This window comes from Shewanella sp. ALD9 (assembly GCF_002836315.1).
In the GTDB taxonomy this organism is placed as follows: domain Bacteria; phylum Pseudomonadota; class Gammaproteobacteria; order Enterobacterales; family Shewanellaceae; genus Shewanella.
Window position 1 is genome coordinate 59362 of sequence record NZ_PJCD01000041.1, and the last position, 26097, is coordinate 85458.

General features: G+C 41.7%; 19 protein-coding genes and 3 tRNA genes. 10 read left to right on the forward strand and 12 right to left on the reverse strand.

Features of this window, described 5'->3' with window-relative positions; translation table 11 throughout:
- Nucleotides 1–82: 82 nt before the first annotated feature.
- From CXF88_RS16960 to CXF88_RS16970, 3 genes are read right to left on the reverse strand one after another with little or no spacing between them, the layout of a single operon-like run.
- Nucleotides 83–2803, reverse strand: coding sequence for an AAA domain-containing protein (locus CXF88_RS16960; protein ID WP_101087768.1), 2721 nt, complete (start codon nt 2801–2803; stop codon nt 83–85).
- Nucleotides 2804–2811: 8 nt separating this feature from the next.
- Complete coding sequence (locus CXF88_RS16965; RefSeq protein WP_101087769.1) at nt 2812–3585, reverse strand: Zn-ribbon-containing protein; 774 nt, start codon at nt 3583–3585, stop codon at nt 2812–2814.
- Nucleotides 3586–3951, reverse strand: a complete 366-nt coding sequence (locus tag CXF88_RS16970) for a hypothetical protein (RefSeq protein WP_101087770.1) — start codon at nt 3949–3951, stop codon at nt 3586–3588. It lies immediately after the preceding gene.
- A gap of 159 nt (nt 3952–4110) precedes the next feature.
- Between CXF88_RS16970 and CXF88_RS16975 the strand changes: the two genes are divergently transcribed.
- The gene (locus CXF88_RS16975; protein WP_101087771.1) at nt 4111–4494 is read left to right on the forward strand and encodes a DUF3192 domain-containing protein; all 384 of its coding nucleotides are present in this window, start codon (nt 4111–4113) and stop codon (nt 4492–4494) included.
- A 34-nt stretch (nt 4495–4528) separates the two neighbouring features.
- On the opposite strand, the gene CXF88_RS16980 is transcribed toward CXF88_RS16975, so the two are convergent.
- Nucleotides 4529–4765 carry a DUF2789 domain-containing protein gene (locus tag CXF88_RS16980; RefSeq protein WP_101087772.1) on the reverse strand — a complete coding sequence of 79 codons (237 nt, stop codon included), beginning with the start codon at nt 4763–4765 and terminating at the stop codon, nt 4529–4531.
- Between the two features lie 173 nt (nt 4766–4938).
- Here CXF88_RS16980 and CXF88_RS16985 point away from each other — a divergent pair, with 173 nt between their 5' ends.
- From CXF88_RS16985 to CXF88_RS17025, 9 genes are all read left to right on the forward strand, one after another.
- A complete protein-coding gene (locus tag CXF88_RS16985) occupies nt 4939–5568 on the forward strand; it encodes a GNAT family N-acetyltransferase (protein WP_101087773.1) in 630 nt (209 codons plus the stop codon).
- Nucleotides 5569–5636: 68 nt separating this feature from the next.
- The gene (locus CXF88_RS16990; RefSeq protein WP_101087775.1) at nt 5637–5945 is read left to right on the forward strand and encodes a DUF962 domain-containing protein; all 309 of its coding nucleotides are present in this window, start codon (nt 5637–5639) and stop codon (nt 5943–5945) included.
- A gap of 1154 nt (nt 5946–7099) precedes the next feature.
- Nucleotides 7100–7519: a secondary thiamine-phosphate synthase enzyme YjbQ gene (locus CXF88_RS16995; protein WP_101087777.1), complete on the forward strand. Its 420-nt coding sequence runs from the start codon at nt 7100–7102 to the stop codon at nt 7517–7519.
- Nucleotides 7520–7769: 250 nt separating this feature from the next.
- Nucleotides 7770–8414 (forward strand): UvrY/SirA/GacA family response regulator transcription factor, encoded by a 645-nt coding sequence (uvrY, locus tag CXF88_RS17000; RefSeq protein WP_011638098.1) that lies wholly within the window; start codon nt 7770–7772, stop codon nt 8412–8414.
- A gap of 44 nt (nt 8415–8458) precedes the next feature.
- A complete protein-coding gene (gene uvrC / locus CXF88_RS17005; protein ID WP_101087778.1) occupies nt 8459–10291 on the forward strand; it encodes an excinuclease ABC subunit UvrC in 1833 nt (610 codons plus the stop codon).
- Nucleotides 10292–10335: 44 nt separating this feature from the next.
- The gene (gene pgsA, locus CXF88_RS17010) at nt 10336–10884 is read left to right on the forward strand and encodes a CDP-diacylglycerol--glycerol-3-phosphate 3-phosphatidyltransferase (RefSeq protein ID WP_011638096.1); all 549 of its coding nucleotides are present in this window, start codon (nt 10336–10338) and stop codon (nt 10882–10884) included.
- Nucleotides 10885–11121: 237 nt separating this feature from the next.
- Nucleotides 11122–11197, forward strand: a tRNA-Gly gene (locus CXF88_RS17015).
- A gap of 41 nt (nt 11198–11238) precedes the next feature.
- Nucleotides 11239–11312, forward strand: a tRNA-Cys gene (locus CXF88_RS17020).
- A gap of 49 nt (nt 11313–11361) precedes the next feature.
- Nucleotides 11362–11447, forward strand: a tRNA-Leu gene (locus CXF88_RS17025).
- A gap of 401 nt (nt 11448–11848) precedes the next feature.
- On the opposite strand, the gene panP is transcribed toward CXF88_RS17025, so the two are convergent.
- The 8 genes from panP to CXF88_RS17065 all read right to left on the reverse strand — a co-directional run bounded on the left by panP (nt 11849) and on the right by CXF88_RS17065 (nt 25538).
- A complete protein-coding gene (gene panP / locus CXF88_RS17030; protein ID WP_101087780.1) occupies nt 11849–13489 on the reverse strand; it encodes a pyridoxal-dependent aspartate 1-decarboxylase PanP in 1641 nt (546 codons plus the stop codon).
- A 230-nt stretch (nt 13490–13719) separates the two neighbouring features.
- The gene (locus tag CXF88_RS17035; RefSeq protein WP_101087782.1) at nt 13720–14889 is read right to left on the reverse strand and encodes a glycerate kinase; all 1170 of its coding nucleotides are present in this window, start codon (nt 14887–14889) and stop codon (nt 13720–13722) included.
- A gap of 20 nt (nt 14890–14909) precedes the next feature.
- On the reverse strand, nt 14910–16268 hold the full coding sequence (locus CXF88_RS17040; protein ID WP_101087784.1) for a GntP family permease: 1359 nt from the start codon (nt 16266–16268) through the stop codon (nt 14910–14912).
- Nucleotides 16269–16398: 130 nt separating this feature from the next.
- Nucleotides 16399–17556 carry a sugar diacid recognition domain-containing protein gene (locus tag CXF88_RS17045; RefSeq protein WP_101087786.1) on the reverse strand — a complete coding sequence of 386 codons (1158 nt, stop codon included), beginning with the start codon at nt 17554–17556 and terminating at the stop codon, nt 16399–16401.
- 371 nt (nt 17557–17927) lie between these two features.
- A complete protein-coding gene (locus tag CXF88_RS17050; protein ID WP_101087788.1) occupies nt 17928–20015 on the reverse strand; it encodes an MtrB/PioB family decaheme-associated outer membrane protein in 2088 nt (695 codons plus the stop codon).
- 12 nt (nt 20016–20027) lie between these two features.
- Nucleotides 20028–20948, reverse strand: coding sequence for a DmsE family decaheme c-type cytochrome (locus CXF88_RS17055; protein ID WP_242445197.1), 921 nt, complete (start codon nt 20946–20948; stop codon nt 20028–20030).
- A 166-nt stretch (nt 20949–21114) separates the two neighbouring features.
- Complete coding sequence (locus CXF88_RS17060) at nt 21115–23076, reverse strand: OmcA/MtrC family decaheme c-type cytochrome (RefSeq protein ID WP_101087792.1); 1962 nt, start codon at nt 23074–23076, stop codon at nt 21115–21117.
- A 287-nt stretch (nt 23077–23363) separates the two neighbouring features.
- On the reverse strand, nt 23364–25538 hold the full coding sequence (locus CXF88_RS17065) for an OmcA/MtrC family decaheme c-type cytochrome (protein ID WP_101087793.1): 2175 nt from the start codon (nt 25536–25538) through the stop codon (nt 23364–23366).
- Nucleotides 25539–26097: the final 559 nt, after the last annotated feature.

The window sequence follows — 26097 nt, forward strand, 5'->3', positions numbered from 1 at the left end:
TGCTTTAATGCGTTCATTGCATGCAAACACGAGCATTCAAACACGAGCATTCAAACACTCATCTTGCTCGTAACATCCTCCTTTATGCTTCGCTTAGGTTATTTACTCCACACTTTAGTGTCTGAGTTATTTTGTCTATGCACGCTTGTTTATCAACAATCCACAATCCGTAGCTTATGGGCAATACTTCAACGCCAGCCCGTTTAAATAATTTGTAGGTTGTTAGCTCAAAAAAGTTAGCCCAAGGCCCAGGAAAACCAATAAGATCAACAGCAAGGTATTTGTCTGCATAACGACACAATAGGTCTATTTCGGTACCGGCAATGGTATACCCAGGCCAAGTATCAATATTGTACTGTGTTAACGCCTCAATAAGTTCTTGCTGAAATGTGTCTATCTCTGAGGTCACGCTGTGTTTGGCATTAAAGGTTGTTATAGAAGTAACATATTGGCGTAACAGGTTGTGTTCTGGTAATAACGAGTCGTCCATAGACAAATATATCAACTGCTTTTGACGTGCCCTGGTAATGGTGACGTTAAACACATCCGCTTTATTTAAATAAGCAGCCGCACGTTTACTGTCGTTATCAATCGCAAACGAAATCAGCATGATATCCCGCTCTTCGCCTTGAAACCCAAACGGCGTGGCTACACGTATGCTGTGTTTAATGACATCTGTTTGAGGGATCTTCTGCTCAATCAATGTGGCAATATATTCAGCCTGCGCGCTAAAAGGCGAGATAACTCCAATACTATGAGTGATGCCAGTTTGGGCATCTTGTGTTATTTGATGTTGGATCTCTGCTAATAAACTCTGTGCTTCTTGTGGGTTAACGCCCGATGTATCACGAGTACCGGCGACACGGTGAAGGTGTAAATGGCCTGAACTGGTGCAGGGTCGGTGTTGCATGATTTTTAATTTAGATTGATAAAAAGACTGGTTACTAAAATGAATCAGCTCAGGCTTACTTCTAAAGTGTTCATCTAAAAAGGCCAACTCTTGCGCACTAGCTAATGTTTTTAACGCTAAATCTAAGATGGAGTTATCTCGATAACTGATGGCTCCTGGGCTGCTTTCGGGCACATTATTTTTGGCAAGCAATTGAGTTTGTTTGCTTCTGGCTAAAAAGGAATAATGTTTTAATTGCTTTGTGTCGCCAACAATCAATACACGTTTTGCACGGTATAGCGCAGGTAAGCAACTGCTAATGTTACATTGTGTTGCCTCGTCAATAATCACTAAATCAAACATTTCACGATTAAGTGGCAATACCCTGTGTAGGCTGTTTAAGCTTGCTAGCCAGATGGGAAATGCGGCAAATAATGTGGCGTATTCTATTTTTTCAAATAGCGCGAGTTGTTTACTGGACGTTCTACTGCGAATCGCTTGGTTAAAAGCCTGTAGCGATTTACGGTGCTGATTAACTAATGTGTTTAAGTTATTCTTTTTTAGTGCATTAAGATATTCAGCTGCCAGTGTTTCCCGCGTAACAGTGTGTTTATTAATGGCGTTTAACGCATCCCATTGATGATGCCATTGGTTTATTGACCCTTGGGTAAAAAACAAATAAACCCGTTTTAGCCATGTTGATTGTTGTGCTTGAAGTTTATGTAGGTGCAAACCACGGCGAATAGACCTGCGACTGAACGCCAGGAAACGTTTTTCCAGTTTTATCAGTAATCGTTGCAGCTTATTCAGTTCGTCTTCACATGCTTGCGGGTTTTGGCTTAAGTCATCGCTAAAGTATCCTGCGAGTAAGTCCGCGGTATAGTCTTTTAATTGTTTTAAAAATGCTTTTTGTCCTGCGCGAATAGACACGTCGCCCAAGTTAAAATTACTCGCCAATTTATCTGCAATCACATCAAGGGCTACGTCATTATTGGCCACAATAAGCACCGACTCACCGCGCGCCATATGTTCGGCAGCAACAGCAGATATGGTGTAGCTCTTGCCCGTTCCTGGCGGACCAGATACGCAGCCTAAATCGGCATTGGCAGCGATATGAATAACTTTCTTTTGTGGCGTAGATAATAACCCCGGTAAAAAGTCATATTTAAGTGTTGGGGCTCTGAGTCTTACAGCACGTTTTTCAAACGTTTGGTTAAACAGTTTACAAATAGGAGCTGATTGTTCGTTAGCGTTAATGATACTTTCTAATTCGTGAAGAACACCGCGACTGCTCGATGACCTCTCGACAAAAAGTAGCATCGAAATAGGTAATAAGCGGGGAGTGTCTTGGGTTAATGCTTTTTTAATGTCTTGGTGCCCAGCAAGCCTGGGATATTGCAATAACTCTAGTGAGTTTATGTCAATTTGATTACTGCTAAAATATGAGGTCCAAAAAGATGGTGAATGTATATCTTCATTGATGAGATTTTCTGAAAGCTCATTATCTTCTGGTAGCAATTGTTGCAGCAGGGCTTCATTGATTTCAGTGTCTTCTGTTTGGGCTGAAAAATAGAAATTATTGTTTTGTTGTTCAATGGTGGTTTCATTAAACAGCAGCGGTGAGACAACCGTTTTGAGCTCATCTTTTATAGTCACTTTACCGACAAATAGAAATCGTGCGTACAGCAGTATTCTTTCCCTTTGGTACATTGCCACTCGCTTAAGCATTGGCTCAGCAAATTCTTGCAGGATAGGAAAACGAGGTAAAAAACCAGTGCCTAGTTCATCTTGCCCTTCAAGAATGAGACGATCTTCTTGTTTAAACTTGTTCACATTCCAAAGATTGATGGAGGCGCTATCTTCCTTATAACAATCTTTGTAGTAGGAAATAATCTGCTGATAACTCAATGGCACAATTCCATTTATTGATGATCCCAAGACAAATTAGACACAATACGGCAAGGCTCGCAGCGAAAGTGAAACATGTCTAAAAGTGGCTCATCTAGCTTCCAATCTTTAGATCCACAGCGTGGGCATGGGCGAGCTAGCTCCGCTTGCAATGATTCGCCGCCCACACGGTATAAGTAATAATAGGTGGGGATATTAGTTAAATATTCTATCCGGCCACGTAAATCCCAACCGCGTCTAAATAAGTCACTGTCCGCTCGAGTGATCTCATCCAAAGCTGCAAACTCTGCTTTAGTGGCTGCGGCCATTTGCAGTTCATCGCATGCTTGCCATTCTGTTTGCCATTTTATGATGCGTTTGTGATCGCCATTAAAAGTAGCTGGCAGCTGATAAAGAGGTATTGGTAACAGGTTATCGCCATTACGCAGTGGCGAACACATATGCACATAACTGGTATACAGCAGTTGCCATGAAGGCGTATCGGTATTGCTGGCTTCGGAGTTAATGTCTTGGCCGATGAATTTCTCTCTAGGGGCCAATAGTTTCGCTGCAGTTAGGCCTGCTAAGGCCACTTTTACCCATGGGCTACTGTGGCGGTTAGCTAAGCTGGTTTTTTCAGGTAACAGCAAACGAACTCTAAATTCACCGTCATTAAAGGCGACCGCAAATTCACGTCCTAAAATTTGTCCATTAGCTCGTAAGGCTTCAAGAAAAGCGTTAATGGCTTTCTCTACCGTATCAATTGTCGTATCGGCAAAACATTCAAAGCGTAGTTCGGTGACAAACATCTACTGCTCAGCCTTATTATTGATTATGTAGCTTTGAGTCATATTATTTTGTAATTGGTTTTCTAACTCAGTAACTCGTTGGGTTAGCTGACTAATATGTTGTTGTAGGGCCATAACCTGTTGAATCACTTGAGTAAGATCGGGTTGATCATGTGATGGGACATCGGCTATTGATGGAATGTCTGCTAATTCCGGTAAATGTTGCCACTCAGATTTAGGCAGCGCCTTAAATTGTTGTAAACCTTGGATAAGAATAGGCATCGGAATGCTATTGCCTAAACGACTTTTTATCAGCGCCAAGCTGGGCGTATGGCCATTGTTAGCAATTGATTTTGCTGCGGCAAGCACTTGTTCAATTGGACTCATTGTTGGTTTAATTCCTTAATTCCATATAGTGAGATTAACTAATTCTTGTTGAATTAAAACATAAAGCTATATAAATCAGTATATTATTTTATGGCACGATTTTGGCTTAAAGGATCTGTAAATACAATGCGGATTTTATTTTAACAAAAAGGATGCAACATGAAATTAAAACTTATCGCAGCGGCATTAATTGGCGCAACATCACTAGCATTAAGTGGTTGTGTTATTAGTGTCGGAGACCATGAATCGGGTAAAAGTGCTGATTATTGGCAAGTGCAACAAGATAAAAATCGTGATCTGTTGAGCAAATTGTCTATGGGAATGAGCAGTGATCAAGTCACAACCTTAATGGGAACGGCTGATTTTAGTGAAGCTTATACCAAGTCGGCTCAAAATAATGCAGAGCAATCCATCAAAGTGTTGTTTTATCGTACCCAATGGGCAGAAGGCGATGGTAAAACAACCAAAGATGAATGCACGCCAATTGTGTTCAAAGATGACGTTTTAGTGGGCTGGGGTGATACCGCCTATAGACAGCACTAATTGCCGAGTGAGGTTATCCGGCATTAAGTGTTAATTACAATTTAGCTCGCATCATCACGTCCAATTGGTCAATCACTTCTGACCATTGGGCGTCTTGTAATAATGCCTCTTTTAAAAATGCTTTTTGACCTGAATTCCAGCAATCGGCATCAGTAATTAATGTGTGTTTATCCAGTTTGTTTTGGATAACAAAGTCGTCGATTCCCTCTTGATCGTGAGGCAAACCTAATTGCTTAAATAAGTGACTTAAATCATTTGATGTAGTGTCCATTTGGCGCATTCCTTATGATGGTTAGATAAACAATTTTAGTATCCGTCTTGATGAGATAAATTGCAAACAACTGACACTCACAACCGCTAACAGGTAAAATGGGTAAACAAAACTTGTACAATGTTTCAAACTTGTTAAGTTAAGTTTAGCGAGTTAACCAACAAGGAATAATAATGGACAATAACACCTTGGAAACTTTACGTGCAGTCTATTTGACGGCAGAAGACTTACGAGTCGCAGCTTCTATTCTTTATAATGCTTATCATGATGATCCCTATTTTATCGAGGTACTTGGGCAAGATGACAATCAACAATACGAACAGAAACTTCGAGCGGCGATTCGTGAAGAGTTAAATGAACTGTGGCAACAAGAACAACCTTTAATTGGCCTATTTGACGGTGACCGTTTAATTGGGGTTGCCTGTGTGATTACGCAACAAGTACCTTTGGGTGAGGGGCGTTATTGGCATTGGCGTTTTAAAATGATGTTGGGTACAGGATGGAAATCAACTCAAGGGTTAATGCAAAAAGAGACCTGCATTTTAGAACATCTTCCTTCGCAAAAATGCGGGGTTTTGCAATTTATTGCCTTATCCCCCAATGAGCAGCAAAAAGGTTATGGTGCCAAGTTAATTCAAGCGGTATTGAGTTGGTGTGATGAGCAACCTGGGCTTGATGGCATTGGGGTATTTGTGAGTAACTCTTCGCACCATCAAGCATTCGTGAAACAAGAATTTGTCAGCATTGCCACTGTGAGTATTGGCAATATTGAAGGTGAAATATTGTTTTACAGTAAGGCATAGTGTCTAAAATGAAATAATCTAATACTAACAGAGCATACCATTAGCGAGTTGTTAATAAGGAGTGAGTAATGGAACCTAAGCGTTATTCTTCATTTGCAGAGTTTTATCCATTTTATCTGTCGCAACATCAAGATCCCGTTTGTCGAAGACTGCATTACATTGGCAGTAGCATTATTGTTGTGATTATTATTAACACTCTGATTAACCAACATTGGTGGCAGCTATTGTGGTTGCCGGTAGTCGGTTATGGTTTTGCATGGTTAGGGCATTTTATATTTGAAAAAAATCGCCCCGCAACATTCACTTATCCGCTATACAGTTTATGGGCAGATTGGGTCATGTTTGGTCAAATGATAAAGCGTTTATGGCGCAAATAACCCTGGAAGTATTAACTTGCTCACGCTTTTGTAAGCAATATCCTACAAGTGTGTAAGGGATCTTATCTAAAGTTGTCAGTGTTTAACGTTATAAATTATTGTTAATCTTTTAAAATCAGGCAATTACATTTTTCTAACGATTTACTGACATGTGAGATGTGTATTTAAATGGAGTAGAGTGACTTTTCTCGGCGTTTATTTTGGCTAGAATGTAGTTATCGAAAGCGGGTCATCAGTTGGTTTTCTTAGGATGAGAAATAAGACTAATGATGCTTAAGAATATTAAGGATGATACTAGGACACGCTCACGGATTTGAGCATAAGCTCGGCAAATGGATAGCCGAATCAAGGATGGGTGAAGACAGTAAATAGTCGACACAAGGAAAAAAAGGATAGGGCTGCAGGATGCAGCTGGGATAATTCAACGGATTGAATAGATTTACCGCTCAGCCAACGGATAGGCTGTTCAACGGAATGAAACTCATGCGTTTGTTTGTGTTACACAAATAGATAAGGAAATGAGAACAGGGAAAAGGACTGCAGGAAGCATGTTTACATGGATGGTGCAGGGAGCAAATTTCAGCCGGATTGCTGACAAAAGTGTTAACGGGCACAACCTTATAACTTAAGGTTGTGCCTTTTTGCTTTCTGGCGGAAATTATCCAGCCTTAGAATAATGTATTGGTTACGATGATGTATGCTTCGTTACCCTTAAAGCACAGTGCTTAAAGTTATGCAGATGCCAATTTATGATCATTTTTCTGTTTAGTTAGCATTAATGGTGAATATATATAGACCGTTTAAATCTTTGCAAACCTAGCCTTTATTATCTACATTTCATAATCAATCCAAAAGTATACAAAAATAAATTTCCCTATATTATTGTTTGTAAAGTAATAATTGTTAAATCTAATGATGTTCTTTTGGATATTCTTTTAGATGTTCTTATATTGCTAAGGATGTAACTACTCTATGAACAGTGAAATTGATATTAATCGGTTAATTGTTCGGTAAATAGTGAGTAAATTGTGTGACAATAGCCTCATTTTTTTCAGTCTTAACACTGCTCTGATGTATGCTTTGTATTTCGTTCTGCATGTTGTTGCTTAATGGTTTATTCATCTGTGCGTGTCGCTTGAAGAGGGATTTATTTGATGTGGTTACAACGAGAGATGACACTTAACTCTAAAAGACGAGGATTTCATTTAATTACTGATGAAGTGATAGCACGGCTGCCAGAGCTAGGAGGTATCAATGTTGGCTTATTGCATGTGTTTATTCAGCATACTTCAGCATCGCTGGCGATAAACGAAAATGCTGATCCTACTGTTCGTGGCGATTTGGAACGGCATTTTAATGTACTCGCACCAGAAGGTGCGCCATACTTCCAGCATACTTATGAAGGTGCCGATGATATGCCTGCGCATATCAAGTCGACCCTGATTGGGGCTAGTCAGTCAATTCCGATTACCCATGGGCGTTTGAACTTGGGTATTTGGCAAGGTTTATATTTATGTGAGCATCGGGACCATGCTTCGGCGCGCACAATTATTATCACCTTGCAGGGTGAATGATTTAAAAAGGTTAAATTGCAATACTAAGGTAACAAAATTGCCTATTTTACATTCATTTCTCACGTTAATAATTGACTTTGCTTGTGTCAGTAAATGTAAAGATGCTAAATTCAAGCAGATAAATGAGATGTGTAAAATATGCAATGTTACTGGTGTTTTTTTACGATAAGATTTTACATATAAATGTTTTATATATAAAAACGGCCCTAAAATTCAAAAATGAATTACGCATAATAATAGGTGGGTTTACGTGATATCTGTATATTTGGTTGACGACCATGAACTCGTGAGAACGGGTATTCGTCGCATTTTGGAAGATGAACGCGGTATTAAAGTCATCGGTGAAGCACCTGATGGAGAAACAGCCGTACAGTGGTCTCGACAAAATGAAGCGGATGTCATTTTAATGGACATGAATATGCCTGGTATGGGGGGATTAGAAGCCACCCGTAAGATTTTACGCTATCAGCCAGACGCTAAAATTATTGTGTTAACCGTACAAACAGAAGACCCTTTTCCGACCAAAGTGATGCAGGCTGGTGCTTCTGGTTACTTAACCAAAGGTTCCACATCGCCAGAAGTATTGCGTGCCATTACTCAAGTGGCTCGTGGTCAACGTTATTTGTCGCCAGAAATTGCGCAACAGATGGCGCTAAGCCAATTCAACCACTCTGACGAGAATCCATTTAGCAGTTTGTCTGAGCGAGAATTGCAAATTATGATGATGATAACCAATGGTGAAAAGGTTAATGATATTTCTGAAAAATTAAATTTAAGCCCTAAAACTGTCAATAGCTATCGTTATCGACTATTTGCCAAACTGGGGATCGGCGGTGACGTTGAGTTGACCCGTTTAGCTATCCGTTACAAAATGCTCGATACAGGTTCATTCTAGTCAGGAATAATGTATTCCTCGCAACGCATTAAGTAGCTTTAATCATGCCAAGTGGTTTTAACGCCAAATCTTTTTTAAAACATGTCACCTCAGCGCCTGGTGTTTATCGAATGTACGATAAACACCAACAGGTTATTTATGTTGGTAAAGCCAAAGATCTCAAAAAACGCTTAAGCTCGTATTTTAGAGTCAATATCGCCAATGTTAAAACTCAGGCGCTGGTTTCGCATATCGATCATATTGATGTGACCGTTACGCACAGCGAAACTGATGCGTTATTGCTCGAAAACGATTACATCAAACAGTACATGCCCAAATACAACGTGCTGTTGCGTGATGATAAATCTTATCCGTATATTCTGTTGAGCGGCCATAAGCACCCTCGACTTGCTTATCATCGTGGTCCAAAACGTGAAAAAGGTCATTATTTTGGCCCATACCCTAATGGTGGTGCAGTCCGTGAGAGTTTGCATTTAATGCAAAAGCTGTTTCCAATCCGTCAATGCGATGACTTATATTATAAATCCAGATCTCGGCCTTGTTTACAGTATCAATTAGATCGTTGTAGTGCGCCTTGTGTGGGGATTGTCAGTGATGAGGAATACAGCGAACAGGTCAAATTAGCCGGTTTATTTTTACGCGGCAAAGACAAACAAGTCATATCACAGCTGGTGGCCAAAATGGAGACCGCTGCAATTGATATGGAATACGAGCGTGCGGCACAGTATCGCGACCAAATTACCGCATTAAGGCGCGTAGCAGAGCAGCAGGAAGTGTCAAATCATAAAGGCGATATGGATGTCATCGGCGTCGATTACGCCTCAGGTATTGCCTGTTTTCATCTATTGTTTATTCGCGATGGTAAAATTTTTGGTAGTCGCAGCTATTATCCTTCAGTACCCGCAGAAACTGAAATTGAAGAAGTGTTGTCATCATTCTTGGGCCAGTTTTACCTTAATGCCGATATTCAGCGTACTATTCCAAAAGAAGTCATTCTCAGCCATCACTTTGACGGTATAAAAGAATTAGAAGCGTCGATAGAACACGCATTAGATAAAAAGTTTGAGTTAAAAACGCAAGTAAGAGGCGACAGAGCTAATTTTTTACGTCTTGCCATGACTAACGCCAGTAATGCCGTCGCGACCAGACTGTCACATAAGAATACTGTTGAACAACGTTTTCAATTACTTGAAGAAGCACTTGAACTTAATGAACCGATTAAGCGGATGGAATGTTTTGATATCAGTCATACTATGGGCGAAAGCACTGTGGCATCGTGTGTGGTGTTTAATCGAGAAGGGCCGCATAAAGCCGATTATCGCCGTTACAATATTACCGGTATTACCGGTGGTGATGATTATGCCGCGATGGAACAGGCAATAAGCCGTCGATTTGATAAAATCGACAACAATGGCAAAGTACCCGATTTAGTCTTCATTGATGGTGGTATTGGCCAGTTAAGAGTGGCGCAAACGATTGTCGATGAAAAGTGTGTCAATATTGATAATCCACCATTACTCATTTGCGTGACTAAAGGTGAGGGTCGCAAAGCAGGCCTTGAAACCTTTATTGTTGGTGGCAGTGAACAAGCTTTCGATATTCCCAGTGATTCGCCTGCATTTCACTTAATGTTGCACATTCGCGATGAGTCACATCGCTTTGCGATTACCGGACACCGTAATAAACGTCAGAAAACTCGCAATACTTCTACCTTAGAATCCATCGCAGGTGTGGGCCCTAAAAGGCGTAAAGCTTTGTTGCAACATTTAGGCGGAATTCAAGAAGTGAAGGGCGCTAGCGTGGCTGAATTGACAAAAGTACCCGGAATTAGCTTAGAAATGGCACAAACAATTCATGATGCATTGCGAGGGGGCTAAAATTAAGGCAAGATTGGCGCTGCTTCTGACAAATTGGTCTTTTTATGCCGTTTAACTTACCTATTGCACTGACATTATTCCGTATTGCTTTGTTACCCGTATTTATAGCGGTATTTTATTTACCATATCCATGGGCACCATTTGTTTCGGCATTTATTTTCTGGTTGGCCGCTTTGACCGATTGGTTAGACGGTTATGCTGCGCGTAAACTTGGTCAACTAACCCGATTTGGCGCTTTTTTGGATCCAGTTGCAGATAAAGTCATGGTGTCGACCGCATTAGTGCTGTTGGTTCAACAAAATGACAATGTGTACTTAACCTTAGCAGCGTTATTTATGATTGGTCGCGAAATTGTTATTTCAGCCTTGCGTGAATGGATGGCCGAAATAGGCAAACGTGGCGTAGTTGCCGTGTCTTGGATTGGTAAATATAAAACTGCCACGCAAATGATCGCGATTATTGGATTGATTTGGAAACCCACACCTTGGCTAACTGATGTCGCTTACGGCTTGTTTTATATTGCCGCAGCACTGACGTTCTGGTCGATGATGAGTTACATTTCAGCAGCTTGGAAAGATTTAACGGCAGAATAGCGTAATAATAGTTCAATAAGATTATTTAGTGCGCAAACAGTCATAATTGCGTAAATCAATAATTGACACACGAGGTTAATTCGGTAGAATGCCTCCCCGTAGACAAGTGATGAGTCAACAACAAGCCTTAGGGTTTTATGTTAACTAACACGATTAATGCGACATTAGCTCAGTTGGATAGGTTGAAAGACGATACCTTTCTCGCAGATTTAATAAAGCGTTGAAACGATTGAATAAGCGACATTAGCTCAGTTGGTAGAGCGATACCTTGCCAAGGTATAGGTCATCGGTTCGAACCCGATATGTCGCTCCAATTTCTTATCTTATCCGATGGATTCGAATTTGGTTAAAGATGGCGCGATGGCAGAATGGCTATGCTACGGATTGCAAATCCGTCTATCTCGGTTCGACTCCGGGTCGCGCCTCCACAAAATTGCGTTTAATGGTTACTTTAAGTAACGGTTAAAACAACACTTTGCCCGAGTGGTGGAATCGGTAGACACAAGGGATTTAAAATCCCTCGCTGAATAAGCGTGCCGGTTCAAGTCCGGCCTCGGGTACCATCATTTACATACGTAAGTATGGTGTAAAAAAGCCTCAACATTAGTTGGGGCTTTTTTACGTCTGTAATTTGATTGTGAATGATAACAAACGTTAGCAACAGTGTGATCGAGAGTCTAGATACTAGAGCGGACTTCGTCCTGCTAGTTCGCTACGCGGCTATAAGAGCGGTTAATTCTGAAAGTAGGTAAGTTCTTTGGCTTAACCCTTAACATAGTGAAACTGTTTGACATGGCCTGCTGCCACTAACGTCGTGGCCGAAGGCCATGTCTTAAACCAATGTTTGTCTTAATCTGATTCAGATCATAAGCTTTCATTATGTGTCTGTTTCAATCTGACTTACTGATACACATGACGTTAAATCAAAGAGATAAAAATTGCGGGGATTATTGCTCCCCCCGCATTATAACGCCAACAGCTGTGGTAAATACTCACTGTCTAACGCTGCAATATCGATTTGTTCGGTGAGCACATCATGCAATATTTGATGACTGGTCAACGGATTGGCGAGTACCACGCGAAATACTGTCGTTTGTTGACGTAAGTATTTTGCTGGCTTAATACGTGTGCGTGACACAAACGATTTGCCTTGTTCGCGTTGATGCTTTTGAATAAATTGCGTCAGTCCATCGAGTAGTTCATTGATTGATGCAACTAAAACGCTATCTTGGTTGGCTAGAGCTGTAGTAAGTATGGCTTGCACCGATTTTGGTACATAACGATAGGTCAGCAAACATAACTCAGGCTCAGTGACTAACTCAAAATCAGGATGTTGGTCGATGATTGAGGCAAAGTAACGGGCTTTTTCTAGGCTGTTATTAATGAGGATTTCATAGCCATCGCGGCCAATAATTTGAAGACAAGCATGTACGAGCATTGCCATTCCAGGTCGCGAACCTTCCAGCGTTTGACTGCCTAGGTCTTTTGAACCCACTCGTAGAATATATTCAGCATGATGCACTATGGCTTGCGCCAGTTCTGGGTCTTTAAATAGCACCATACCGGCGCCCATTGGAACATACATTTGCTTATGGGCATCGATAGTCACGGAGTCAGCTAACTCGATGCCTTTTAGTAAATGGCTATATTTTTTGGACAATAAACTTGCGCCGCCCCATGCCGCATCTACATGGAAATGACAATTTAGCTCGCTGGCTAACACTGCTAATTCAGTTAAGGGATCCACATTGCCTGTTTCAGTTGTACCGGCGATACCAACAATGGCCATGACTTTTATATTTTGTTGTGCCAGCTTTTCTGCTGCATCACGCATGGCAGCAACATCGACTTTATGATGCTCATCTGTTGGGATGCTAATGATGTTATCTCGGCCAATACCCAACAAGTCGGCAGTTTTGCCCAAAGAGTAATGACCGCGATCGGACACTAAAATAGCAAGGTCATCATAGCCATAAAAACGCAATGCTTTCGTCATTCCTTCGCGGGTGACGCCTTTAAATTCGCCGCGTGGTTGTAACAGCCGGTTTCGGGCAATCCACAGCGCGGTGATATTGGCAACGGTGCCACCTGAGCAAAATGCCCCGAGTGAGTGGTTAGCACTGTGCATCCATTGATGATAGAAATCATCAGATTGTTGATACACCAAATGATGCATCATGCCTAACACTTGGCGCTCTAATGGGGTAAAGGCTTTCGATGTTTCAATTTTGACTAAATTTTGATTTAGACCCACCATCATTTTTGACAGTGGTAACACGAAATAAGGCAATGCCGAGGTCATGTGTCCAATAAAACTGGGTGCTGAAGTATGGACTGAATGAGCGACTAGGTTTTGCATGATTTCGTCGGCATAATCAGAAACGAACTTGGGATCTGTCGGGATCTGATAGGCGCTAAAGTCAGTTTCTATTTCTGACAGCGGTTTTTCCAGTGCGGCGATGCTGTTACCTAAAAAACCTGCGAGGTCTTGAGACAGCTTTTGCTCAATAATGCTCAACGTCGAGGTTGAATCTTCAGGGGCGGTAAAAATTCGCAGTAAGCTGTCTTCTGAAGCGTTTGCTTGACGGGTGATTTTCGAGGTCATTTTGCTTGCCGTAATGATGAAAACTTCATCCTGATAGCATTGACGGGTGCTTTACGATTAACGCTACACCTTCAGGATGAAATGAGGGTGCTAACTTTACTGTATGGCTGGTTTCGCTTCAAGTATTTATCGTGTTATTACTGCGGATTAGCTGCGTTAATTCAGAATATGAATGATGTTGATATGAATAATCCAGCACAAATGCGATAAGGCATTTGTGCTGGATTAGATTACTTGTCTGCAAATGAAAGTGACATCATTGCCGCAATGTTGCGCGCGGTATTGGTTAGATTAACCTGGGCTTCAGACAATACTTGCTCTAAGGGCTGCAACGCAGGAATGATAGGAAAAATAGCATGCATGCCTTCGGCTAAAATAGCATCTGCATTTTCACCAAGGCATCCTGAAATACCGATAACCGGAATATTAAGTTGTTTGGCGACATTCAATACTCCCATAGGGGTTTTACCAAACACGGTTTGACCGTCTATTCGACCTTCACCGGTAATAACCAGATTAGCATTGAGACAATGTTGTGCCAACTTAACGCTTTTAGTGACAATATCGACCCCAGGTTTTAAGGTTGCATTTAACATTGTCATTACGCCAAATCCCATACCGCCAGCAGCCCCAGCACCAGGGTGTAATTGACAGTGTCCATCAATTGACTGGTTAAGGTGTTGGTTAATGATATGAGCAAAATGCCCCAAAGCGAGATCAAGTTGCTCAACCATCTCAGTAGTAGCCCCTTTTTGTGGACCAAAAATAGCACTGGCGCCTCGTGGCCCGCATAATGGATTATCGACATCGCACGCAACTTCAATTACGCACTCCTTAATGGCTGGATGGCATGATTGCATGTCGATGTAATGTAATTCGGCGAGGGCAGCTCCACCAAAAGGTAATGGAGTATTATTTATATCACTTAGTTGGACTCCTAAGGCCTGCATCATGCCTGCGCCTGCATCGTTAGTCGCACTGCCACCTAGGCCTAAAATGATGTGTCTTATGCCTCTGTCTAATGCATCGGCAATCAACTCACCAGTACCAAAACTGGTGGTTAATAATGGATTACGTTGAGTGGATGGCACCAGATGTAAACCTGATGCGGCAGCCATTTCGATTATTGCCGTTTGGTTTCCATCCTCATCTAGTTGGCCTAGCACGCCATAAAATGCGTTAACAGGTAAACCTAAAGGCCCTGTGACAGTGAGATTAATAATCTGTCCTTGGGTGGCATCGACCATAGCTTGTACTGTACCTTCACCGCCGTCGGCCATTGGCACTTTACAATATTGCGCGTTTGGGAATACCTGTTTAAATCCATTCTCAATGGCATTAGCCACTTCTAGGGCGCTTAGGCTTTCTTTAAATGAATCGGGTGCAATAACAATTTTCATATAAGACTCTGATTAATAATTTACAGTAAAAATAAGCTTAGTAGATAAACGGTAATCATCGCCGTGACTCCCTGGATTAAGGTGGCCATTGTTTGGGCCCGATACGCTTGTTTGACGCTCATGCGGCTAAATTGAGTCACCACCCAGAAGAAGCTATCGTTTGCATGTGAGACGGTCATCGCACCCGCACCAATTGCCATTACGGTTAACACTCGGCCCATTTCTGAGGCTAAACCAATATCTCCTAGTAATGGTGCCACTAATGCTGAGGTAGCGACTAATGCCACCGTAGATGAACCTTGTGCTGATTTGAGTGCCGCGGCCACGATAAACGGCATAAAAATACCCACACCTAAAGCGGACAAGCTACTACCCAGAAATGCACCAATCTCAGTGGCTTTTAATACCGCGCCAAATGCACCGCCAGCACCGGTGATCAATAAAATAGGTGCTGATACCACTAAACCTTGGCTGATACGATCGCTAAACTCTTTGATTTTTTGGTTGCTTTTTAACAGCGATAACGACAGAAATAGGCCGATCATTAAGGCGTTAATAGGTTGGCCCAAGAACACTAATAAATCGAATAAGCCTTGTTCACCTAATGGTTTTGAAGGGAAGTTAGCCACCGAGCCTAAGCAGATTAAAATGATAGGTACAAAAATAGGCGCAAATGCTTTGGTAGGGCTAGGTAATTCGCCATAGGTTTTCTTTAGATCATCAAAATCTTCTTGCTGCAGATTCAGTTCTTCGGCGCCTTCTCCGTCTGGCTGCTCATTGGCAAAACGATTGGCCCACAACATACCGGCAAAAGCGGCAATGGCAGCAACAAACACACCGACAGCAATAACGAGTCCAAGTTGTGATTCAAGACCAAGATTACCCGCTGCAGCGATAGGACCTGGGGTTGGCGGCACAAAGGTATGAGTTGCGTATAACCCAGTTGCTAGGGCGACGCTCATGGCAACTTGAGACACTTTCATCCGGTTTGCCATTGACTGTTTTAATGAATTTAAAATCACAAAACCTGAATCACAAAAAACAGGGATCGACACTAAGTAGCCAATCATTGACATAGTTAACGTTGGGAATCGTTGGCCAAACAGTTTAATGACCACATCTGCCATAGTTATGGCTGCACCACTTTTTTCGAGAATGGTGCCAATAATCGTACCGAGCACAATGACTAAGCCGATGTAACCTAAAATACCACCGAAACCGCCAGTGATGGTTTTGGCAATTTCATTGCTGGGTAAACCATAGGCAAATGCGGTGAGAAATGAGGCTAAAATGAGGGTTAAAAAAGGGTGCAGTTTAAATTTAGAGGTGGCGATGACGATAAAGGCTATCACGCCGATTAAGATCAATATTAGTCCCATAGAGTACTCGTTATTTATTATTGTAGGGGGTGGTTTAGTATTCATCATAGTAAACCATTACCTATAAATTACTTTGTGCGCTTGCACTAATAAATCTACGAGTTAATACTATTTTTGTGCTGACGCACAATTAAGTGCTAGGTTGGTGGATTAACTGACCTAAATATAAACTCAGTAATCCATTAAAACTGTGTAAATCAATATTGGTGATAGTTTGAATTTTATCTAATCGGTAACGCAGTGTGTTTCGATGGATAAACAAACTGTTAGCACAGGCTTGGATGTCTCCCATGTGTTCTAGATAAGCGGCAAGTGTTTTTTGCAATTGTTGGTTATTGTCAACTGCAATCAGTTTCATGTAAGGCCCAGCAAGCGCATTACCTCGCCAGTGGTGCCGTAACCCTGATAACAGTACTTGTAAGCTGTAGTCTTGGTATAAATATTTGGTTTTTGTTGGATGTAATCTTTTTCCAATATCTAACGTTTCTTTGGCGGTGCGATAGGAGTAACTAATGCCTAATTCACCACTGAAATAATGCCCCAATGAAATATGCAGGCTAAGTTGCATATTGGCGGGTAAGCGTTTGAGTAATTTGTTGATGCGTTGGTTTTCAAGCTCAGGGTCAAATTGCTTACCATCTAAAAAAGCCGGCTTTAAAATAACTAATTGAGTGAGTGAGGTCATCGCAATTAAGTTATCGCGTACAGGATTTTGTAATAAATACAGTACTTGTTTTAATGCTTGATTGTCTTGTTGATATAATGGGTTTTTGTTATCAAGTTCGATAATGGCGGCCACTCGCGGTACGCTTAAATCGACACCTAATTGCAATGCCCATTGTTGTAAAGAAGGCAAGTCTTGCTCATTGGCATGAATGAGTTGCGAAATAAACTCCTCTTTTTGACGATTCTGCCACTGTAATTGCTCTTGCAAATTTGCTTGCTCGACAATCATCTCTGCTGTCATCTTAAGCAGTTCACCATAATGGCTTAATGTGTCTGGCTCGCCAGTGATACCGATAACGCCAACCACTTGACCTTGGTAATGCAATGGCAAATTTAGCCCAGGTTTGACGCCATGTAAATTTGAAGCGATGGCTTGGCTTATTTCAACATTGCGATTTTGGCTGATAGCTAATAGTGCCCCCTCATGTACAGTGCCAATCCGATCGATATCGCCTGAACCTAATATCACTGCTTGAGCATTCATAACATTGATATTATGACCAATAATTTTCATGGTTCGGTCGACAATTTTAGTGGCAATTAGTGTATCAATTTGAAACATGAATTTCTCTGGGCAATCAATATCGGTACTGAATGATACCTGATGTTCGCTAAGTATTGGGAGGAGGTTGGCGCTTAAATGCATTGGAAATTTAAAAAAACAAGCAATGGTCTTTAACAAGCAATAGGGGAGGAAAGATGAGCAACATAAAATGGGGGGCACATCCATTTGCCCAAACTTCAATCACAAGCTATTCACCTTGTTAATATAATGTTAAATCTGGTGTAATTGCAAGTTTTTTATACAATAGGATGCTAGCGACCGTTTTTGTGTCTAAAGGTCATTAAATCAAATGATATAAAAACGCCAACCTAGACAAGGTTGGCGTCATTTTTAATGTGATCGACTTGGTTATATTACCGTGATATCACTTACAGACTATAACTCACGTTGAGCATGATCATGTGTGCAGTGTAGTCATGCTGTAAATTACCTAAACTCATGACATTCCAAATGGTATCTGGCTCAATATCGTTGGCGTCATCATTATCAAGGTATTTTTCCATTTTGTAGTCTATACGCAAGGCCATTTTTTCGGTGGCTTGATATTGTGCGTACACATTAATGTTATGTACTTTTGCAAAATAGTCACCGTAATCGCCACTAATTCCCTGTCTTACTTGGGTAGTACTGTCTGAGTCTGAGTAGGTATAATCTAAGCCTAAGCGTAAACGACTGTCCATTAAATTATTGTAACTTAAGCCAGCTCCAACAACATCGACAGTGTCTTCAATATCGGCTTGCCAAGTCGCTATACTTAAATTGGCGCTGCCAGATTGAGCCGATTTGATGATTTGATGGTTATAAAATGTATTAACATTCATATCGTCATTAATCATGTAGCTCAGATTAATATCGTAGTTTGTGTCTTTTGATTCAGTTAAACCTATTTGCGTATTTGTATAGTCATCATATGCATAGCGAACCCCAAAATCGACGTTCAAGTTATCAATAGGGCTATGATTAATACGCGCCTCTATTTGAGTGCGGTCACGGTCGGCCAAATAGTATCGACGTAGCAACGGATTTTGTTCTGCAGATGACGATTCTGATGCTTTATATTCTGAACCATCTCTCTTGCTCAAACTACCTTTAAGCCACATATCCCACATGTCAAAACTATTGACGCGTAAACGTGCCCAGACGTTATTATCGTCAGTGGTTTCTCTGCCTTGATTACTGCGTTCATCTCGTTTGAAATCATAACCCGCATCGAGTTTTAAACCATGGTTGATACGATAGTCAGTGGATAATTTAGCGCTATGGGTAGTGAGATCGTATGGCGTGTTATACCGCACTTTGCCGGTAACATCGTTAATGCTAATTTGAGTCCATTGTTCGATTTGGGTGTTGTTTTCTCTGTCGTTATAATCATAACTGCCAGTGAGACGCCATGCTCGGCTGAGCTTAGTCACCGCTTTAAGTGTCATGCCGGTGATATCAACTTTTGCATCAATAGAATCTGCCGGTAATGAATAGCCATAACCTATGCTAGTTAATTGCTGATCTTGGGTCATTTGGCCCATGAGTAAACGGCCACTTAAGCTGGTAATGGAATCGTTATATTGGCCCATTAGCGAAATAGTATGGGCCTCGTTATCTGGGTCTAGCGCCATATAACCACGACTTTGTGCCCCAAACGTAGGGTTAAAGGCGCTGTCAAAACCAAGCAGCTGGTGGTTATTGCTAAACACTGAACCATTGTAGTTTATGCTGGTAAACCAGTGATCACCACGGAGTTTAATCCCAGCGTTTAAGATGTCGGTGGTGTAATCAACCGGCTCCGCTAACATCATTGACTGGTTGAAAAAACTGCCAGAGGCAACTTTGGTTCCGGTTTTCTCTTCACGCTGAAAATTAACGTAGGTTGTGAACAGTGATTCTGTTTGATATTCAAATCCTAGACCGGCACGTTCACGTTTAAGCGACAATTCAAATGGGGTTAAACCGCTATAAAGCATTGGCATGTCTGAGCTTGAACCTGCCGTTACCCAATTATCCGCTAAAGTAAGATTATCGCTGCCGATATTCTGGTAAGGACTTAAGGCATTATTGCTTTGATACGTAGCGATGGAGCGATAACCTAGATTGAGGCGATACAATCCAAGTTTACCGACATCTATTTCCATACGGCCATTGTCCATGCCCATATTATTTGCGACGACTTTTGCTTGGTAGCCATTGTCACCTCGATACTTTATATCGGCATCCACTTTGCCCGCTGTTTGATTACTGCTATTAAATGCGTTGGCTGAGTTAATATCGTCTTCGCTGTTGTAACCAATACCAACCCCGACAGTTCCTGTGGTACCTGTTTCTACAGCACAAGCCTTACAATTCCAAGCATCATATTTAATATTGTCGGTTTTAGCATTTGCTAGGCCATAACCATCAGCCATCAGGCTAAAGCTGGTACTAGTGAGTAACGCTAAGGTAATGAGGTTCAATTTGGTATTCATAATATAATCTCCTTAGCGCTGCAGTAACTTACCAGACGGATGGTTTGAACCATGCACCTGACTATGACAATTTAAGCAGCTGCGACCACCAGTAAAGGCATTACCATTTACTGTTGAACCCATATCAGTGTTACCTAGATAAGCGTTGCTGGTGTGATTGTCACTCGCATGACATTGCTGACACAGTTGTGGCGCACGAGTTTTGAGCATTGCATCGTTCACAGAACCGTGTGGATTATGGCAATTGACGCAATTTTCGGTGACGGGTGCATGCTCCCACAGCTTTGGGCCGCGTTTCTCAGCGTGACATGAATAACACGTTTCATTGACTGTTGGCTGAACAAGATCTGAATCGCTCAAACTGCCATGTGGATTATGACAGTCGCTACAGGTCATTTGATTCCATTTCATTGGATGACTGGTGCGCTTGTTCATGTCAGCTTTTTGTCTGGTGTGACAAGTGGTACATACTTCGACTTCTGTTTGTTTTGACAGTATTGGGTCATGTTCAGCATGTATGCTATGACAAGATGCACATGCCACATCGGCATTGGCGTGATGACTACTGTCCCATGCCACGCGTTTGTCGTCGAGATGACAGCTCATGCACACACTGTTTTGCTTGTCTGCAGCGAGTGTTGAAGTTGGGCCAAAGGTAATCATTGGCTCTTTACCACCACGATTATGTGAACCTAGTGGGCCGTGACACGCTTCGCACTGTAATCCAGCCATTGGACTTTTTGATGAATCAATTGCGCCATGAGCACCTTTGAATAAATCCATGACCTTTTCTGATTTTTTATGACACATCAAACAAGTGTCGGCACCCTTTGGTGAGTATTTTCCTTCGGCGAATTTTTTATCGAGTGTTGCTTCAACTTCTGCAGGTGTCATGCTGGCATCCCACTTTGCCGCCTGTACATGACTCGACATAAACAGCGTCGAAGCGGTAAGGCAGAGCAGGGCTAAAAATAGGGTATTGATTGAATGTGTGGTCTTCATAAGTAGACTTCCTAATTTGTCCATTTTGATGATCAACAAGTTGATTACGTAAGCCATAGCATGAGAGAGAAGCAGGGCTTCTCTCTCAATGGACAAATTAAAGCTTCACTTGTGTGTGGTTTTCAATGGTGGGTGCGTGGCAGAAGAAACAGGTTTCTAACTGCGCAGCATCATTGGCTTCTTGATAGCTACCATTAACAACCGCACCTTGACTTTGTGCATGCTGCGAAATCGTGTCAAAGCCATGACAAGATGCGCACGTTGCAGTGATAGGTGTTGTATAAAGGCCTTGCGACGTAGCAAGTGCACCTTTAACTTTGAATGCATCAAGATTAAAGTCGTTGTGACACTGAGTACAGTCTTTGATAATGCCTTGCTCACCATGAACACTGTGCAATTTCATTTCAATGGCACCTTGATTAGCACCAGAAGCATAAGTGCCATCTGGCGTATGACAAGCCACACAACCATCCAAACCTATGGTGACTTCGCCATTAAGTTCACGGGCTAACTGTTCTGACATCACAAAACCAGCATGGTGGCCTTTATGTAACTCAAAAGTATCTCCATGGCAATTATCACATGAACCAAAATTGACCGAGTCAGTGTGACGATAGCTAGGCGCATTACCAGAGAAAGTGCCTACTGTGAGCTCGGCTTTCATACTGGTAGTTGCTACGCCGTCGGCACAATCAATGGCTTGAATACCATCGTTACACATTTCAAGACCAATAAAACTAAAGGCGGTATCTGTGTCGCCAGCGCCAAATGGCAGTGATGCAATGTTATAGACTAAGTTACCTGATTCAATGACTACATCGGCTTGTAACAGACCCGCTTTGATAAAGTCTTTACTGATTTTGGCTAAACCGCTTCCTGGGCTAGGGTTATATCCCATAATTGGAAAGTTAGGTCCGACGTTAGTGATGGTTTCAATTCGTTGAATTTTGCTGACTAAGCTTGCAGCATCAATGGCCGTACCATTAGCATCTAAAATCGTTACCGATAGGGTCGCTGACTTGTCTTCGGTGCTTGATTTATTAGCCGTTAGTGTTGCTGTCATGCCGTATAAATCGATAAATGCTTTTTTCTGAGTATACGAAGTTGTGTGTAATTCTTCTGTCCAACTTGCATTATGACAAGCTATACAATTTGAATTATCCACTTGTTGCGGATGACCTTGACCCGTTTTAAAGTCAATATCGGTATGGCAACTTGAACAGGCTTCCATGGTTGGAATTCGAGACCAGTTGTTCGATTCGCTCAGTTGTTCTGAATTAACATGACAAGTGGTGCAATTATCTTGCACTATCGCATGCGCTGCTTCTGCACTCTTGTCCAAGTTGCGGCCATACATTTTGGCATTGTTATGAACATTATGAATTAAGTGACTGAACTCAACTTGAACCTTGTCTTTTTCAATGGCCATTTCGTTGGTATGGCAAGATGTACAGGTTTCTAAATCAGTGTAGCTATGATAAATACTTTCACCCTTTGCATGGCAGGTATTACAAGTAGCGCCACTGACGATGTTTTTAGTGTATTTAGCTTCAAATCCTTCACCGTCAAAATCTTTGGTAATTTCAGTACGCGGCACTCCGGTAACGCCGTCTTGCAAGGTTGATGCACTTGCAATTACATTGTAACGTTGGGTTAGCTCTGGGTTAAAGCCTTCAACATTGACTGTGAAACTGTAATTGCCGTTACCATGGTCGGTAAAGGCTTTTTCGGAGCCAATAAATTGCCATTGGGCTGAATTACCTGCACCACTTGCGCCAGCTGGAATGAGTTGGACGACTTTTTTAATTTCAAAGTCTTTAAGACCCGCTACAGGGAGATCTTTTTCATTGGTCGCAAATACTTCAATAGTCGGTTTGCTATCTTGATAAGTGACTTTAGTGATATCTAAGTTTAGCGTTTTAATTGCTTCAGCAGGCTCGCCACCAGGGTTTCCTGGATTACCAGCTTCACCATCATCGCCTCCGCCACAACCGACCAGTGTCATTGATGCTGACATAGCAAGTAACAATGCCATTTTTGTGTATTTTTTATTCATCATATTTTCCCTGCAAAGGTCATCCATCTAACTCACTGGCAGTATGTTCTGCAATTATCTTATTCAGTTAAGTTGATGTTGGAATTAATTTTCCCAACACTAAGATTACGTTACAAACAGCAACTCGTCTTTAAAACGAACGTAATTGTGTGATGATGATCAGCCTATTAATAAAGAGGTATGTAAAATGCGCAGTTTAACGGGGGAGGATTGTTCGGATAACAAAAAGACCTTAGTTATAAACTAAGGTCTTTGATGGATAAAACGCCAAGGTTGTTTCTTTTTACTGTTTAAAAACCATGTGTTTTAGTGACGCGGTCTACGGTATGACAGGTAGAACATATTTCTGATGCACGATTACGAGCATCGTCCTCACTGATCCCATCAACAATACCGCCATTAGATTCAATATGCGACACGGTGGCATCAGTACGATACTTTTGATGACAGCTTAAACATGCTCCAGTATCTGATGACATCCATACATCGGCTCCAGTATCGATATCGCCATAACGCCATACTCTGTCAGTGGCTCTACCAAGTTGGATCCCATCCGCGGTATGACAGGTTTTACAATCGGTTTTCAACACGGTTCCAGATTCAACACCGGCATATTTGAGGTAATGACCTTCAGCGCTGTGTGCTTTAAAGGCAAAGCTGGTCGATTTTTTGCCACCAGGGTAAGTATCGTCATTTTTAAGCGTCTTATCAGCGGTATGACAGGTTTGGCAATTGACACCATTGTCATAGTGATACACTTCTTGGTTATGGCAACCTTGACAGCTTTCTGTGTTGATAATGTTTCTACGTGTAGCAGTGGTTTGGCTAGTGTCTATTGCACTTGCAGCCATAACAAAATGGTATGGACTACTTTTAATTTCCACTTTCTGAACATCATCAGTACTACAAGCCGTTAGTTTAACTTCCGGTCTGCCGTAGCCACCATGATTAAAACAGGCTGTGACTGCTGACCATAGTTCAAATGTTTTACCCACATAATCTGTTGGTAAGGTGATCTTATCCCAAACTAAGGTCCAGCTATTATCTGCGTTGGCGGTACCTTCACTTAATCTAAGACGACGATTACTGTAACTGGCATCTTGATACGTTGGGTAGTTTTTGTCGCTGTCCCATGCCATAACGATACGGCTACCTTGGTCGATAAATTCTGCTGCAATAACATTAGCTGAAGCATCAGTAAATTTAATCGTAGTACTGAATTTCCCATCAGCAGTAACTATTACGTCGCTGAATACAGCGTTCATCGCTTGGGTTTCGTTATAGGCTTTCATCACATCGCCATGCGCTTCTTTTGCACTGCGACCATAGCCTTCTTCAACATGGCATGACGTACAATTTGTGCCGACACCAACATGTTGTTGAGACGCTAACTCTGTGTGACACGCAATACAAGCGGTATCACTTTTATTGGCATTAAACAGCGCGGCATCTTTGGGAGCGTTTGTGCCTTCTACGTGACATGCACTGCAATCGGCAGCAGGTTTTTGTGGATACATCACGTTACCGTAATTGTGTATTCCACCGCCATAGCCAATCACTTTATAAGGTGAGGCTACATCGCCATCAACAGTGCTGGTTACGCGGTCTTGGCCTTTATGGATGGCATGGATCATGTAAGTGAAATCAACACTGTTACCGGTTTCAGGATCACCAGATGTTGCGGTATGACATGATGCACAGTTTTCAAGATCGATTCGACGACCGCCGTGCAATGCTAAGCTTTCTGGTTGGTGACAGGTATAACAAGCATTAATCGAGACAACATCGCGTGATGCAATATCTTCGGTTAAGCCAGTCGAAGGTTGAAAATCGTAATGAGCATTGGCTGTGATTAATGGTTGTTTTAATTCCAATGTAATGCGCTGAGTGTCATCAGCTTGGTAAGTGATGCTTAACGGCTCTGTTACTTGAGCAATATTGGTTTGAAAGGTGTATGAGTATGAGCCATCTAGATTATCAACTAAGCAATCGGCACATTTTGAAGCAGCCTCCACTTCAGCTTGAAATTGCGCAGAAGGAGCAATATTGGTTTCATCAGCAGGGATCCAACTTGCATTAGGTTGCTTGGTTGTATTGATATAAGACTGCCATTGATAACCACGGTCGACTTCAACTTTAGCGCCATCAGCACCGACCATTTCAGTAACCGGGGTTAATTGAGCGATACCAAAACGAAGGTCATGATCTTTTGTTAGTCCCAATACCGCAACACCATTGGCATTTTTAAGAATAAAGTCAACACTGACTTTTCCATCGACTACGGTTGCATCGGTAAAGGTCGCTTTTAGGGTTGATGTCGCATCTATGTTTACACCAATAATACCATCTGGCCCATCTTCGCCATTAGTACCATCACTGCCTCCACAACCCGATAGCGCTAGAGCAATAAGCCCTGCACTCAATACCGCTTTTGCAGCGGGACTAACTGTTATTGTCTTCATCATGTATTCCCTGCATTTTTTGTTATCTCGCATTCACTACTGGTTATAAGTGTGCGGATTTTATTCAAATCTAATGTTAGCTAACCTTGGCCACTTACTCATTGAATTATGTCTAGAGTTGTGACTGAGATCTGACTATTCCTTTATGGGTAACGTTGTTTGATGAAGATTTGCCGGTATTACTGAAATAAATAGGATAGTTCCAAAGTGTTAATACCGTTATTAGCATATTCTTGAATACGCTAAGTGATGTGAACCTGCATCAGTGACTTGTGCTCGACGTCATAAACGATTATCTCACCACTGTTTTTCTATTTCATCTGGCTATGTATTTATGTTCAATAGATTAATGATTCACGTCTGAATTCGTATTATGGGCAACATAAATAGTGTGTTTGGCATACTTGGCTTGTGAATAGATCGATTTATGTCGGTTGACCCATCCCTTATCCCATCTAGTATTCCCTGTTAAGGTTAAGTATTGCGCAGTTAGGTAGAGGATTGAAAACTTATTAGGATAAAGGCTTGATCCAGCCAATGGGTTAGGGGATAATCGCCCCGT

Bases quoted from the DNA above. Each gene is read 5' to 3' on its own strand.
- CXF88_RS16965 (WP_101087769.1), bottom strand. From the start codon at position 3,585: ATGTTTGTCACCGAACTACGCTTTGAATGTTTTGCCGATACGACAATT.
- CXF88_RS16970 (WP_101087770.1), bottom strand. From the start codon at position 3,951: ATGAGTCCAATTGAACAAGTGCTTGCCGCAGCAAAATCAATTGCTAAC.
- CXF88_RS16975 (WP_101087771.1), top strand. From the start codon at position 4,111: ATGAAATTAAAACTTATCGCAGCGGCATTAATTGGCGCAACATCACTA.
- CXF88_RS16980 (WP_101087772.1), bottom strand. From the start codon at position 4,765: ATGGACACTACATCAAATGATTTAAGTCACTTATTTAAGCAATTAGGT.
- CXF88_RS16985 (WP_101087773.1), top strand. From the start codon at position 4,939: ATGGACAATAACACCTTGGAAACTTTACGTGCAGTCTATTTGACGGCA.
- CXF88_RS16990 (WP_101087775.1), top strand. From the start codon at position 5,637: ATGGAACCTAAGCGTTATTCTTCATTTGCAGAGTTTTATCCATTTTAT.
- CXF88_RS16995 (WP_101087777.1), top strand. From the start codon at position 7,100: ATGTGGTTACAACGAGAGATGACACTTAACTCTAAAAGACGAGGATTT.
- uvrC (WP_101087778.1), top strand. From the start codon at position 8,459: ATGCCAAGTGGTTTTAACGCCAAATCTTTTTTAAAACATGTCACCTCA.
- pgsA (WP_011638096.1), top strand. From the start codon at position 10,336: ATGCCGTTTAACTTACCTATTGCACTGACATTATTCCGTATTGCTTTG.
- panP (WP_101087780.1), bottom strand. From the start codon at position 13,489: ATGACCTCGAAAATCACCCGTCAAGCAAACGCTTCAGAAGACAGCTTA.
- CXF88_RS17035 (WP_101087782.1), bottom strand. From the start codon at position 14,889: ATGAAAATTGTTATTGCACCCGATTCATTTAAAGAAAGCCTAAGCGCC.
- CXF88_RS17040 (WP_101087784.1), bottom strand. From the start codon at position 16,268: ATGGGACTAATATTGATCTTAATCGGCGTGATAGCCTTTATCGTCATC.
- CXF88_RS17045 (WP_101087786.1), bottom strand. From the start codon at position 17,556: ATGTTTCAAATTGATACACTAATTGCCACTAAAATTGTCGACCGAACC.
- CXF88_RS17050 (WP_101087788.1), bottom strand. From the start codon at position 20,015: ATGAATACCAAATTGAACCTCATTACCTTAGCGTTACTCACTAGTACC.
- CXF88_RS17055 (WP_242445197.1), bottom strand. From the start codon at position 20,948: ATGTCGAGTCATGTACAGGCGGCAAAGTGGGATGCCAGCATGACACCT.
- CXF88_RS17060 (WP_101087792.1), bottom strand. From the start codon at position 23,076: ATGATGAATAAAAAATACACAAAAATGGCATTGTTACTTGCTATGTCA.
- CXF88_RS17065 (WP_101087793.1), bottom strand. From the start codon at position 25,538: ATGATGAAGACAATAACAGTTAGTCCCGCTGCAAAAGCGGTATTGAGT.